The organism is Streptomyces sp. NPDC102258, assembly GCF_055584685.1.
On record NZ_JBVJLO010000002.1, the window covers coordinates 201,076 to 213,895 of the forward strand.

10 protein-coding genes are annotated in these 12,820 nt (G+C 76.0%); 8 read left to right on the plus strand and 2 right to left on the minus strand.

All coding sequences use genetic code 11. From position 1 onward, the window contains the following. Positions 1-86 precede the first annotated feature (86 nt). From ACZ6ZT_RS04090 to ACZ6ZT_RS04100, 3 genes are read left to right on the plus strand one after another with little or no spacing between them, the layout of a single operon-like run. Positions 87-1,898, plus strand: a complete 1,812-nt coding sequence (locus tag ACZ6ZT_RS04090) for an SDR family oxidoreductase (protein ID WP_469715313.1) — start codon at positions 87-89, stop codon at positions 1,896-1,898. 16 nt (positions 1,899-1,914) lie between these two features. Further along, positions 1,915-3,300, plus strand: a complete 1,386-nt coding sequence (locus tag ACZ6ZT_RS04095; protein ID WP_469715315.1) for a cryptochrome/photolyase family protein — start codon at positions 1,915-1,917, stop codon at positions 3,298-3,300. Between the two features lie 5 nt (positions 3,301-3,305). Further along, the gene (locus tag ACZ6ZT_RS04100) at positions 3,306-4,316 is read left to right on the plus strand and encodes a MerR family transcriptional regulator (protein WP_469715317.1); all 1,011 of its coding nucleotides are present in this window, start codon (positions 3,306-3,308) and stop codon (positions 4,314-4,316) included. On the opposite strand, the gene ACZ6ZT_RS04105 is transcribed toward ACZ6ZT_RS04100, so the two are convergent. Continuing rightward, entirely contained in the window at positions 4,231-4,845 is a 615-nt protein-coding gene (locus ACZ6ZT_RS04105) for an RNA polymerase sigma factor (RefSeq protein WP_469715321.1), read from the minus strand. The genes ACZ6ZT_RS04100 and ACZ6ZT_RS04105 overlap by 86 nt on opposite strands. Positions 4,846-4,925: 80 nt before the next feature. On the opposite strand from ACZ6ZT_RS04105, the gene ACZ6ZT_RS04110 reads away from it, so the two are divergent. The 3 genes from ACZ6ZT_RS04110 to ACZ6ZT_RS04120 all read left to right on the plus strand — a co-directional run bounded on the left by ACZ6ZT_RS04110 (position 4,926) and on the right by ACZ6ZT_RS04120 (position 7,532). Continuing rightward, the gene (locus ACZ6ZT_RS04110) at positions 4,926-5,519 is read left to right on the plus strand and encodes a histidine phosphatase family protein (protein WP_469715323.1); all 594 of its coding nucleotides are present in this window, start codon (positions 4,926-4,928) and stop codon (positions 5,517-5,519) included. 63 nt (positions 5,520-5,582) lie between these two features. Further along, the gene (locus ACZ6ZT_RS04115; RefSeq protein WP_469715324.1) at positions 5,583-7,100 is read left to right on the plus strand and encodes an APC family permease; all 1,518 of its coding nucleotides are present in this window, start codon (positions 5,583-5,585) and stop codon (positions 7,098-7,100) included. A gap of 9 nt (positions 7,101-7,109) precedes the next feature. Beyond that, complete coding sequence (locus tag ACZ6ZT_RS04120; protein ID WP_469715326.1) at positions 7,110-7,532, plus strand: universal stress protein; 423 nt, start codon at positions 7,110-7,112, stop codon at positions 7,530-7,532. Between the two features lie 55 nt (positions 7,533-7,587). Here ACZ6ZT_RS04120 and ACZ6ZT_RS04125 read toward each other — a convergent pair whose 3' ends face one another. Further along, positions 7,588-9,267 carry an FAD-dependent monooxygenase gene (locus ACZ6ZT_RS04125; RefSeq protein WP_469715328.1) on the minus strand — a complete coding sequence of 560 codons (1,680 nt, stop codon included), beginning with the start codon at positions 9,265-9,267 and terminating at the stop codon, positions 7,588-7,590. 449 nt (positions 9,268-9,716) lie between these two features. On the opposite strand from ACZ6ZT_RS04125, the gene ACZ6ZT_RS04130 reads away from it, so the two are divergent. Together ACZ6ZT_RS04130 and ACZ6ZT_RS04135 are read left to right on the plus strand one after the other, a co-directional pair. Further along, the gene (locus ACZ6ZT_RS04130; RefSeq protein ID WP_469715330.1) at positions 9,717-10,208 is read left to right on the plus strand and encodes a flavin reductase family protein; all 492 of its coding nucleotides are present in this window, start codon (positions 9,717-9,719) and stop codon (positions 10,206-10,208) included. 39 nt (positions 10,209-10,247) lie between these two features. Further along, entirely contained in the window at positions 10,248-12,692 is a 2,445-nt protein-coding gene (locus ACZ6ZT_RS04135) for a SpoIIE family protein phosphatase (protein WP_469715332.1), read from the plus strand. Positions 12,693-12,820: the final 128 nt, after the last annotated feature.

The window sequence follows — 12,820 nt, forward strand, 5'->3', positions numbered from 1 at the left end:
CGATCGCGCCGGCCCGCCCGAATCCCTCCGAGGGGGCCGCGCGGGCGGCCGCCGCGGCTGAGGGGGACGACGAGCGGAGGACGCACATGACGGGCCTGCACTGCCTGGTCACCGGGGCCACCGGCTACATCGGCGGCCGCCTGGTGCCCGAACTCCTCGACGCGGGACACCGCGTCCGCTGCCTGGCCCGCTCCCCGGAGCGGCTGCGCGACCACCCCTGGGCGGGCCGGGCCGAGGCGGTGCGCGGCGACGTCACCGATCCGGTGTCGGTCGGGGCGGCCCTGGAGGGCATCGACGTCGCGTACTACCTCGTCCACGCCCTCGGCACCGGCCACGGCTTCGAGGACCGGGACCGCGCCGCCGCCCGTACCTTCGCCGAACAGGCCCGCGCGGCCGGGGTTCGCCGGATCGTCTACCTCGGCGGCCTCGTCCCCCTCGACGTCCCGCGCACCGAACTCTCCCCGCACCTGCGCTCCCGCGCCGAGGTCGGGGAGATCCTCCTCGCCTCCGGGGTGCCGACCACCGTGCTGCGCGCCGCCGTGATCATCGGCTCCGGCTCGGCCTCCTTCGAGATGCTGCGCTACCTCACCGAACGCCTGCCCGTGATGGTCACCCCCAGCTGGGTCGGCACCCGCATCCAGCCCATCGCCGTCCGGGACGTCCTGCGCTACCTCGTCGGCAGCGCCGGCATGCCGCCCGAGGTCAGCCGGACCTTCGACATCGGCGGGCCGGACGTGGTCACGTACGAGGAGATGATGCGGCGCTACGCGGTCGTGGCGGAGCTCCCGAAACGGCTCATCGTACGGGTCCCCATGCTGACGCCGAGGCTGTCCAGCCACTGGATCGGCCTCGTCACGCCCGTCCCGCGCGCGCTGGCCCGGCCGCTGGCGGAGTCCCTGCGCCACGAGGTGGTCTGCGACGAGCACGACATCGCCGCGTACGTCCCCGATCCGCCAGGCTCCCCGATCGGCTTCGACCAGGCCCTGGCGCTGGCCCTCCAGCGGGTCCGGGAGGCCCAGGTGAGCACCCGCTGGTCCTCCGCCGCCCTGCCCGGCGCGCCCAGCGACCCGCTGCCCACCGACCCCGCCTGGGCGGGCGGCAGCCTCTACACCGACGAGCGGGAACTCGCCGTCGAGGCCGCGCCGGCCGCGCTGTGGCGGGTGGTGGAGGGCATCGGCGGGGAGAACGGCTGGTACTCCTTCCCGCTGGCCTGGTCCGTACGGGGCTGGCTGGACCGGCTCGTCGGCGGGGTCGGCATCCGGCGCGGCCGGCGCGACGCCGCCCGGCTCCGCGTCGGCGACTCCCTCGACTTCTGGCGCGTGGAGGAGATCGAACCGGGCCGCCTGCTGCGCCTGCGCGCCGAGATGCGCCTCCCGGGCCTGGCCTGGCTGGAACTCCACGCGGACCCCCCGAACACCCCGCCCCCCACCGCCCCGGCGTCGGGCGCCAAGGGCATTGCCCCGTCCGTCCCCACCGGGTCCCCCGGCCACGCCGCCGCACCCGACGGGCCGTCCGGCTCGGGCCCGGCCGGGCCGGGCTCCGACGGCACTGGGCCGGGCGGCACGGCAGGGCCCGGCATCGGCGCCGGGCGGGCCGTCTACCGGCAGCGGGCGCTGTTCCATCCGCACGGGTTGCTCGGCCATCTGTACTGGTGGAGCGTGTCGCCCTTCCATGCCGTCGTCTTCGGCGGCATGGCCCGCAACATCGCCCGCGCCGCGGAACGCGCCGCCGAGGGTGCCGCGCCAGGCACCGCCGAGCCCGCCCCCGCGCCGCAAGGTCCCGCACCGGCGCCGCGAGATTCCGCACCCGCGCCGCAGGCTTCCGCGCCGCAGGCCCCCGCATCCGGCGGCGCCCCCCGTGCCGAAGCACCCCGTGACAGCCGTCGCCCACACCCCTGACGCGGAGCCGAGAGCCATGAACACCGCCGTGGTCCTGTACACCTCCGACCTGCGCGTGCACGACCACCCGCCGCTGCGGGCCGCCCTCTCCTCCAGTGACCGCGTGGTCCCGCTCTTCGTCCGCGACCGCGCCATCCAGGACTCCGCCTTCGCCGCCCCCAACCGGCTGGCCTTCCTCGCGGACTGCCTCACCGACCTCGACGCCGCCCTGCGCGAGCGCGGCGGCCGGCTCGTCCTGCGCTCCGGCGACGCCGTCGCCGAGGTCTGCGCGCTCGTCCAGGAGGCCGACGCCGACGAGGTGCACATGGCCGCCGGCGTCAGCGGCTACGCCCACGCCCGCGAGGAACGCCTGCGCGAGGCCCTGGAGGCCCAGGGCCGCAGGCTCTACGTCCACGACACCGTCATCACCGCCGTGGCCCCCGGCGCGGTCACCCCCTCCGGTTCGGGCTCCGACCACTTCGCCGTCTTCACCCCCTACCTGCGCCGCTGGGCCGAACTCCCGCCGCGCCCCGTGGAGCCCGCCCCCCGGACCGTCCGCGTCCCCGAAGGCCTCGGCTCGGAGGACCCGCCCCGCCGCTCCGCCGTCACCGGCACTTCACCGGGGCTGGCGCGCGGCGGCGAGAGCGAGGCCCGCCGGCTCCTCGCACGCTGGCTGCGGGCCGGTGTCACCCGGTACGAGGAGTCCCACGACGACCTGGCCGGCGACGCCACCTCCCGCCTCTCCCCGCACCTGCACTTCGGCACCCTCTCGCCCGTCGAGGCCGTCCAGCGCGCCCGCGCGGCCGGCGGCCCCGGCGCCGAGGCGTTCGTCCGGCAGCTGTGCTGGCGCGACTTCCACCACCAGGTCCTCGCCGCCCGCCCCGCCGCCGCGCACGAGGACTACCGCACCCGCCGGGACCACTGGCACACCGGACCCGGGGCCGAAGAGGAGCTCCGGGCCTGGCAGGAGGGCCGCACCGGCTACCCCGTCGTCGACGCGGCCATGCGCCAGCTCCGCCACGAGGGCTGGATGCACAACCGGGGCCGCCTGCTCGCCGCGAGCTTCCTCGCCAAGACCCTGTACGTGGACTGGCGGGCCGGCGCCCGGCACTTCCTGGACCTCCTGGTCGACGGGGACGTGGCCAACAACCAGCTGAACTGGCAGTGGGTGGCCGGCACCGGCACCGACACCCGCCCCAACCGGGTCCTCAACCCCGTCCGCCAGGGCCTGCGCTACGACCCCGACGGCCGGTACGTGCACCGCTGGGTGCCCGAGCTGGCCGGTCTGTCCGCGCCTCGCGTCCACGAGCCGTGGCGGCTGACCGGGGCGGAGCGCGCCCGCTTCGCCTACCCCGAGCCCGTCATCGGCCTCGCCGACGGCCTCGGCCGCTTCCGGCAGGGGCGGCCCGGCGCCGTATCGTGAGCCGGGTGGAGCCCGCGCCGCCGCCCGCCGAACCCGCCCTGAGCACGGGCGCCGTCGCCCGCCGCCTCGGGGTGTCCCCGACCACGCTCCGCTCCTGGGAGCGCCGTTACGCCATCGGCCCGGCCCGCCGCGAGGACGGCCGGCACCGCCGCTGGACCCCGCAGGACATCGCCCGCCTGGAGGAGATGTGCCGGCTCACCGCGCGGGGCGTGCCCCCGTCCGAGGCGGCGCGGGCCGCGCTCGGCGCAGCACCCGGCACCCGCGCCGGCGGGCGCTCGGCGGCGGTGACACCGGGCGGGCCCGGGGCCCTTCCCCTCGGGGAGGTGCGGACGGAGGCGAGAGGGCTCGCGCGGGCCGCCGTACGCCTGGACGCGCCGGCGGTGGCGGAACTGCTGGAGACCGCCCTCGCGGACTGCGGCGTGGTCACGGCGTGGGAGGAGGTCATCGCGCCGACCCTGCACGCGGTGGGCCGCAAATGGGCCTCGGCGGGGGAGCGGTACGTCGAGGTGGAGCACCTGCTGTCCTGGCAGGTCTCCGCCGCCCTGCACCGGATCCGGCCCGCGCCCGAGCGGCCGCGCACGCCCCCGGTGCTGCTCGCCTGCGCGCCCGGAGAACAGCACAGCCTGCCGATCGAGGCCCTCGCGGCGGCCCTCGGCGAACGGGGGCTGCCGGTACGGATGTTCGGCGCGGCCCTGCCCGCCGAGGCGCTGTGCGACGCGGTCCGGCGGACGGGGCCGCGGGCCGCCGTCCTCTGGTCGCAGTCCCGCACCACCGCCGACCGGGGCCTGGTGCGTTCGGTGGCCGGCATCGAGTGGGGGCCGCACGGGGCGCGCGGTCACCCGGCGCTGCTGCTGGCCGGACCGGGCTGGGACGGGCGGGTCCGCCAGCCGCGCGCCGAGCGGCTGTTCGGGCTGCGGTCGGGCCTGCCCGTCATCGAGGCACTGGCAGCCGGGGCGGGGGCGCCGCCTCCAGGGAGTCCCGCAGGAGGAGCAGCGCCCGCCGCATGTGGCTCTTGACGGTGCCCAGCGGGAGGCCGGTGCGCGCGGCGATCTGGCTCTGGCTGAGGTCGGCGTAGAAGGCCAGCCACAGCACGTGCCGCTGCGCGCGGGACAGCCGCGCCAGCTCACCCGTCACCAGCAGCCGGTCCAGGACCCGCTCCGGTTCCGGCGGCCCGGACGCGGCGACCGCCCCGGGGTACGGGCCGCCGCCGAGGAGGCCGTCGCCGAGTGCCGCGGCGGCCACCGCCCGGGACCGGCGGGTACGGGCCTCCAGCGCGTCGGCGACCTTGTGGCGGGTGATCCCCGCGAGCCAGGCCCCGAGGCCGCCGGGCCCCGGCCGGTAGCCGCCGCGGCCGCGCCAGGCGGCCAGGAACACCTGCTGCGTCACGTCCTCCGCCTCGCGCTCGTCGCCCAGGGCCCGCCGGGCCATGGAGTGCACCAGTGGCCGCCAGCGCCGGTAGACCTGCTCCACCGCGCCCTCGCCGCCCGCCGCGAACCCGGCGGAGAGTGCGGTGTCGCGGTCGGCGGGGAAAGGATGGTCGTCCATGCCACGAGCCTCGCCACCCGCACCGCCGGAACCAACTTGCAGCGTTTCCGCAGCGAATTCCATGCCCTAGGGTCCGGAGCATGAGTGATCTTCTACTGGTGCGGCACGGCGAGACGGCCTGGAGCGCGAACGGACGGCACACCGGGCTGACGGATGTGCCGCTGACCGCGCGCGGGGTCGAGGAGGCCCTCTCCCTGGCCCCCTATTTCAAGGACCGCAGCCCCGCCCTGGTGCTGACCAGCCCGCTGAGCCGGGCCGTCGCCACCGCCCGGCTCGCCGGCCTCCCCGACGGAGTGCCCGACCCCGACCTGCACGAATGGGACTACGGAGGCTACGAGGGCATCACGACCGCCGAGATCCAGCGGACCCGGCCGCGCTGGTCGCTGTGGACCGACGGGGTGCCGCCGGGCGACGCCCACCATCCGGGCGAGCAGGCCGCCCAGGTCGGGACCCGCGCGGACCGGGTGCTGGCCCGGGCCGGCGAGGTGCTGAGCGCCGGCCGGGGCGATGTGGTGCTCGTCGCCCACGGGCACTTCCTGCGCGTGCTGACCGCCCGCTACCTCGGCCTGCCCCCCGAGGAGGGCCGGCTCTTCCTGCTGCGCACCGGCACGGTCAGCGTCCTGTCCACGGAGCACGGCCTCCCGGTCGTGGAGGGCTGGAACACCCGCCCCTGAGGCCCGAACCCCGCCCGGCCCGCCCGCCTCGCGCGCGCGGGCCGGGTACGTGACGATGCGTACATGGACGACGGCGACCACGGCGCACCGGGCGGCACCCTCCCGGAAGCCGGCTCCGACGCGAGCCTCAAGGCCAACGCCATCGGCTTCCTCGACGCCCTCGTGATCGGCCTGAACTCCACCTCGCCCGCCTACTCCCTCGCCGCCGTGATCGGCCCGATCGTCGCCCTCGTCGGCCTCTACGCGCCCGGCGTGATGCTGGCGTCCTTCGTGCCGATGCTGCTCATCGCCGCCGCCTTCTACTACCTCAACAAGGTCGACCAGGACTGCGGCACCACCTTCTCCTGGGTGACCCGCGCCATGGGCCCCTGGGCGGGCTGGCTCGGCGGCTGGGCCATCACCATGACCGGTGTCCTCGTCATCGGCTCCCTCGCGGACGTGGCCGTCCACTTCGGCCTGCTCGCCGCGGGCCTGGACGGCTGGGCCGCCAACGAGCTGATCCGGCAGGGCCTGAGCGTCGTCGTGATCCTCGCGATGACCGCCGTCTGCGTCATCGGCACCGAGATGTCCGCCCGGCTCCAGGACGTCCTCATCCTCGCCCAGGTCTTCTTCCTGCTCGTCTTCGCGGTGGTCGCCCTCTACCGCGTCTACGCCGGCACCAGCACCCTCGCCGGCACCCCGCCCTCCCTCTCCTGGCTCAACCCCTTCGGCGCCGGCGGCACCGCGCTCACCGGGGGACTGCTGCTCGGCGTGTTCATCTACTGGGGCTGGGAATCCGCCGTGAACCTCACCGAGGAGGTCGAGGACTCCGCCACGGCCCCCGGCAAGGCGGGCATCTGGTCGACCATCGTGCTGCTGGTGACCTACCTGTCGGTCGGCTACGCCGTCGTCGCCTACGCCGGGACGAAGTTCCTCGCGGAGAACGCCGGCGAGGAGGAGGCCGTCTTCGCTGTCCTCGCCCACGAGGTGATGGGCGGCTGGGACTGGGTGGTGCTCCTCGCCGTCTGCACCTCCGCCCTCGCCTCCACCCAGACGACGATCATCCCGGCCTCCCGGACCGCCCTGTCGATGGCCCGCCGGCACGCCCTGCCGCCGCACCTGGCGCACATCCACCCCCGCTTCCGCACGCCGGACGTCAGCACCTGGTGGGTGGCCGCCATCGCCATCGCCTGGTACCTCGTCGTCAACCAGATCAGCGAGAACGCCCTGCTCGACTCGCTCACGGCGCTCTCCCTGCTCATCGCCTTCTACTACGCCCTCACCGGAGTGGCCTGCGCGGTCTACTACCGCCGCCACCTCCTGGAGAACGCGCACAACTTCCTCCTCATCGGCCTCGGCCCGCTGATCGGCGCGGGTCTGCTGGCCTGGCTGCTGGTGGAGTCCGTGAGCGACATGGCGGACCCGGCGAACTCCGCCGGCGGGGTCTCCTGGTTCGGCCTCGGACCGCCGCTGGTCATCGGCCTCGGCGTCGCCGTGGCCGGAGTCCTGCTGATGTGCTTCTGGCGGGTCAGTGACGGCAGGTTCTGGCAGGAGCGGCGCGGCGTGGTGGACCCGGCCCTCGTACCCGGCGGAAAGTCCTGAGGAGGCCCGATGTCCGTGGTCCTGGGCTACGACGAATCACCCGGCGCCGAACGCGCCCTGCGGGTGGCGCTGGAGGTGGCCGCCGCCTTCGGGGAGCCGCTCGTCCTCGTCTACGGGGCCGCCGCGCCCGGAGCCACCGGGGAGGAGTCCCGGGCCCACCGCGAGGCCGTCCGCCAGGCCGGCCGCAGCGCGCTGGCCCGGGCCGTCGAGGCCGCCGACGGGGCGGGCGTCCCCTCCACCGTGGAGGTGGTCGACGAGAAGCCCGCCCAGGCGCTGCTGGACGCCGCCGCCCGCCACGACGCCCGGGTCATCATCGTCGGCAGCTGGGGCGACAGCCCGATCCGCGGCGCCCTCCTCGGCTCCACCCCGCACAAACTGCTGCACCTCTCTCCGGTGCCGGTGCTCTGCGTGCCGACCGCCGAAGACGCGTGACACCGTCGTCGTCCCGTCCGCGAGGCTCCGGCGCGTCACGCCCGGCTCCGGCGCGTCAGGGCCCGGGGTCCGCGAAGACGCCCGACAGGTACGCGGTGAGCCCGGCCGGCGTCGGCGGGGTCAGCCGGGCGCCGAGGTAGCCGTCCGGGCGGACCACGAAGGCCGTCGGCTCCCGTACCCCGTAGACGCGGGCGAAGTCGCCCCGCCCGTCCAGGAACACCGGCAGCGGGGCCCAGGCGGGCGCGGTCCCGCCCTCGGTGAGGACCGCGTACGCCGTGAGCCGTCCCCGGGGCAACCCGCCGGTGAAGGAGGCGAGTTCGGGGACGCCGGGGGTGTCCGCGCGCGGGGCGCAGACCAGCAGCACGTGTTCGCTGCCCCGCAACAGCTCGTGCAGCCGCAGGGGATGCGCCGAGATCCGGCCGACCAGCCCCGCGCAGTCGGGAGCGCGGTCGCCGGGGCGCGGGCCGGCGGTGTGTCCGTCGGGTTCCGCCCGCAGCACGATCGGGCTGTCGGGGTACCCGAGGAGCAGCTGTGCCTCGCGCAGCAGCACGGTGGTCGCGTCGTCGGGATCGGCCTGTACGCCCTCGGCCGCGTGCCGCACCGTCCGGCCGACGACCTCCTCGCCGATCGGCCGTCGCTCGGCGTCGTAGCTGTCGAGCAGGCCGGGGGAGGCGGTCCCGGCCACGACCAGGGCCAGCTTCCAGGCCAGGTTCCAGGCGTCCTGGATCCCGGTGTTCATGCCCTGCGCGCCGGTCGGCGGATGGATGTGCGCCGCGTCCCCGGCGACGAAGACCCGGCCCCGCCCGTACCGGTCGACGATGCGGTGGCTGATCCGGAAGACGGAGGACCAGCGCAGGCCGGAGGCCCGGGCCGGCCGCGGCGACAGCCGGTCCAGGACCGCCTGCACGTGCCGCAGTCCGGGCCCCCGGCCGCCTTCCAGCCCGTGCGCCACCCCGTCCGGCGCGGCCCCGTCCGGCGCGGCCCCGTCCGGCGCCACCCCGTCCGGCGCGGCCGCCGGGGCCGTCAGCTCCGGGGGCACCAGCATGGACAGCCGGTAGCGGCCCGCGCCGGGCAGCGGGATGGCCACCAGTACGTCGTCCACCGCGCCGTCGGCGTCGTGGTGCAGGGCCCGGACCGCGTACCCGAAGGGCAGGTCCCAGTCCAGCTCCACGTCCGCCAGCATGTACTCCTCGGGAAAGGCGCCGCCCTCGAAGGCCAGTCCGAGCCCCTTGCGGACCAGGCTGTGCGCGCCGTCGCAGCCCACGAGGTAGCCGGCGCGGACCTCCTCCTCGCCGTCCGCGCCGGCCAGCCGGCAGCTCACCCCGTCGGTGTCCTCGGCGAACGCGACCAGCTCGGTGCCCCGCTCGATCCGGGTCACGAACCGGGTCAGGAACTCCTCCAGGACCCGCTCCGTCTCGTACTGCGGCAGCGCCGCGAACCCGTACGGGATCCCGGCCGGCAGCCGCATCTCCAGCCGGTCCGTCTCCACCCCGTCGGCGTAGGCCAGCTGCCCGTACATCGGCACGGCGGCGTCCAGCGCGGCCCGCGCCAGGCCCATCCGGTCCCACAGCTCCAGGGTCCGCGGCTGGACGCCCACGGCCTTCGCGTACGGCAGCCGCTGCGGCAGCCGGTCCACGATCCGGCAGGCGACCCCGCGTCGGCGCAGCTCCACCGCCGCGGTCAGCCCCACCGGGCCCGCTCCCGCGATCAGTACGTCGACGCGTTCGCCCTGCACCCCTCCATCGTCACCGGTCGGCCGCCGCCCGGCGAGCGTGACGCCGCGGCCGCCTCAGTCGGGGGGTTCCGGCACCGCCGGGCGCTCCGTGGGCGACGGCGCCGGGGCCGGGCGGGGGTCGTGCGGCTTCGGAGGGGAATCCGGCTGCTCCGGGTCACGCGGTACCGGGTCCGGCTTCGAGGGGACGGGGGCCGGGGTCTCGGGACCCGGCTCGTCCCGCACCGCCGTCGCCGGTGCGGTGTCCTGCGCGCGCGTGCGCTCCATACGGTTCACCTCGCTGTTCGGCGCCCGTCCGGCGGCGGCGTGACCCGTCTCCCGCCGGCGGGGCGTGCGGCCTGTTCCGCACCCCCTCCACCTGCCCGGGCCGCCGGGCCTCATGCGGGACACCGGTTGCCGCCCCCCGTACGGGGTAGTCGCCGAGCGGGGACGCCGGACCGACAGGAGGCACCGTGACCGCGCTGGATCCCTTCACCGACGTGCTCGACGTACCGATGTACGTGGTCACGGCCGAGGCCGGCGGTGCCCGGGCGGGCTGTCTGGTCGGCTTCGCCTCGCAGTGCTCCATCGATCCGCCCCGCTTCCTGGTCTGGCTGTCCACGTCCAATCACACGTACCGGGTCGCGCGAGAGGCGGAGTACCTCACCGTGCACGCGCTCGAACGCGACCAGCGCGAGCTCGCCGAACTCTTCGGGGGACGGACGGGCGACCGGACCGACAAGTTCGCCCTGACCGGCTGGCGGCCGGGGCACGGCGGCAGCCCCGTCCTGACGGAGGCCCGCGCCTGGTTCACCGGCCGCGTCGAGCGCGGCATCGACGGTGACGGAGACCACGTGGGCTTCCTGCTGTCGCCCGCCGAGGCCTGTCCGCCCCGCGAGGGCCCGCCGCCCCCGCTGCTCAGGCTGCGTGACGTGCAGGACATGGAGCCGGGACATCCGGCCTGATGGCACCGGGAGGGTCGGGCCCATGACATCCTCTGGGCTATGGAGAGCGATGCCCCGTCCGTAGGAGAGGGCGCGGCACCCGAGGTGCTCGCGCTGGCCAAAGTCGTGGCCAGGTTGCGGTCGGAGATCGAGGGCCTGGAGGCCGTCGTCGCGACCGCGGCCGTTGTAGAACGGGCCACGGGCATGCTCATGGCCGAGCTGGGCGTTTCCGCCGCCACCGCTCACGAACGCCTCGCCCGGCACGCCGTCCGGCGCGGGCGGAGCCTGTTGGAGGAGTGCTGGATCACCCTGGGCCGGGCGGACCCGGCCCACCGGACCCCGGCTGCCCCGCCGGCTGCGCCCCCGCCGGCACCGGACGCGTCCCTTCCGGCGGCGGCCGACGGGGAGGCGGACGCGGACAAGGATCCGGACGCCGCTGCCGCCCCCGGCACGGACCGCCGCCTGATCCTGGCCGGGCTCGCCAAGGGCCTGGCCGCCGCGGGCTCCGGCGACGACCTCGCCGGGCTGCTGAGGTCGCGGCTGGAGGGCGTCGCGGGCGTGACCGGCGTGATGGTCTACACCGTCGCTCCCGGCGGCAGCCTCCAGCTGACCGGCCATGCCGGCGTGGGCGAGGTCGTCGCCGGCCAGTGGCGCCACGTCCCGCCGCTCAGCGGCATCGCCGCCCTGGAGGCCATCGCCACGCGCGAATCCGTCTGGCTGGAGGACCCGGTGCGGGACGGGCGGCGCTACCTGCTGATCGGGGACCCGCCCGAGCGGTGGCCCTCGCGCGCCTGGCTGCCCGTGCCGGGCGACGGCCCGCCGAGGGCCGTCATCGGCTTCCTGCGCGGTGTCCCCGGCCCCTTCGACGCGCCCACCCGGGACCTGCTGCGGCGCGCCGTACGGCTCTGCGGCGGACCGCTCGGCGCGTTCGGCCACCCCGCCGCCGCCTTCGGGGCCGCTGCCGCCGACCGCGAGGACAGGGACACCGTCCAGCGCGTCCTCGACGCCCTGGCCGGGACCGCCGTCGTGCTCACCCCGCTGCGCTCGGAGACCGGCGAGGTCGAGGACTACCGGATCGACGCGGCGTCCCCCGAATCGGTCGACGTGGCCGGCCGGCGCGGCACCGAACTCGTGGGCCGGCGGATCCTGGAGACCTACCCGACGGTGGCGGGAACCGCCCTGTGGGACGGCTACCTGGACGTGTTGCGGACCGGCAGGACGTACGAGGGCGAACCCTTCACCTACGAGGAGGTCGTCGCCGGGGTCCAGCGCCGCTCCGTGTACTCGGTCCGGGCGAACCCGTTCGGCGAGCGCCTGGTCGTCACCTGGATCCGGCACGACATCAGCGAACGCGAGGTCCGGCGGCTGGCCGACATGCAGCGGCTGGGCAACCTCGGCTGGGCGGGCTGGAACCTGGTCGCGGGCACCGCCTTCTGGTCCGACCAGCTCTACGCCATCTTCGACCGCGACCCCGCCCTCGGGCCCGTCCGGCTGGAGGACCTGCCCCGGCACCTGGTGGCCGCCGACCTGCCCAGGATGGACGCGGCCGTGAACCGGCTGCTGGGCGAGGGCGGGCCGGTCGACGACACCTTCCGGATCGCCACCCCCAAGGGAGTGCGCCACGTACGGATCGTCGCCGAGGCCCAGACCGACGCCGACGGCACCGCCGTCGAGGTGCACGGGCTCCTCCAGGACGTCACCGCGCAGCGGGACGCCGAACTCGCACTGCGCGAGAGCGAACGGGACGTGCTGATCCAGCGTGGCATGCTCAAGGCCGAACGCTCGCTCGCCGCCCGGCTCCAGGACACGCTGCTGCCGATCCCGGCGCAGTCGCTGGAACTGGCGGGCCTGCGCGTGGACGTCGCCTACGTACCCGCCGACAGCGGCATCAACGTCGGCGGCGACTGGTACAGCGCCGTCGGACTCCCCGACGGGAACGCCCTGTTCGTCGTCGGAGACGTCGCCGGCCACGGCCTGGCCGCCGTCGGCACCATGGCCCAGCTGCGGTTCACCGCCAAGGGCATGAGCATCACCGGCTCGGCCCTGCCCGACGTCCTGGGGCGGCTCAACGCCCTGCTGATGCACACCGCCACCGACCCGGCCGGGAGCGCCACCGCCACCATGATGATGGGCCGTTACCGGCCCCGGGACCGGCGGCTGACCTGGGTCCGGGCCGGCCACCTGCCGCCGCTGCTGATCCGCGGCGACGAGGCGTCCTTCCTCCCGCAGCCGAAGGGCCCCCTGCTCGGCGCCACGTTCCGGGCCGCGTACGAAGAGTCCGCGATCGACCTGCTGCCGGGGGACCACCTGCTGCTCTTCACCGACGGTCTCGTGGAGGAGCCGGGGGAGGACATCGAGGCCGGGCTGAACCGGCTCGCGGAGACCGCCCTGCGGCTGGTGCGCGAGGGCGGCGGCGAAACGCTCGGCCGCACCCTGGCCGCGCTGCGGCGGGGGCGCCGCGACGACATCTGCGTGCTGGACATCCACGTACCCAAGGACGCCTGAGGTGAGCGCGGTCAACGGACCGGAGGACGCCTGAGGTGAGGGACGGTCCGCGGACCCAAGGACGCCTCAGGTGAGCGGCGGTCCGCGGTCCGGTACGCGGGTGGTCCCGGACACCGGGCGCTCCGGGG

Bases quoted from the DNA above. Each gene is read 5' to 3' on its own strand.
- ACZ6ZT_RS04090 (WP_469715313.1), top strand. From the start codon at position 87: ATGACGGGCCTGCACTGCCTGGTCACCGGGGCCACCGGCTACATCGGC.
- ACZ6ZT_RS04095 (WP_469715315.1), top strand. From the start codon at position 1,915: ATGAACACCGCCGTGGTCCTGTACACCTCCGACCTGCGCGTGCACGAC.
- ACZ6ZT_RS04105 (WP_469715321.1), bottom strand. From the start codon at position 4,845: ATGGACGACCATCCTTTCCCCGCCGACCGCGACACCGCACTCTCCGCC.
- ACZ6ZT_RS04110 (WP_469715323.1), top strand. From the start codon at position 4,926: ATGAGTGATCTTCTACTGGTGCGGCACGGCGAGACGGCCTGGAGCGCG.
- ACZ6ZT_RS04115 (WP_469715324.1), top strand. From the start codon at position 5,583: ATGGACGACGGCGACCACGGCGCACCGGGCGGCACCCTCCCGGAAGCC.
- ACZ6ZT_RS04120 (WP_469715326.1), top strand. From the start codon at position 7,110: ATGTCCGTGGTCCTGGGCTACGACGAATCACCCGGCGCCGAACGCGCC.
- ACZ6ZT_RS04135 (WP_469715332.1), top strand. From the start codon at position 10,248: ATGGAGAGCGATGCCCCGTCCGTAGGAGAGGGCGCGGCACCCGAGGTG.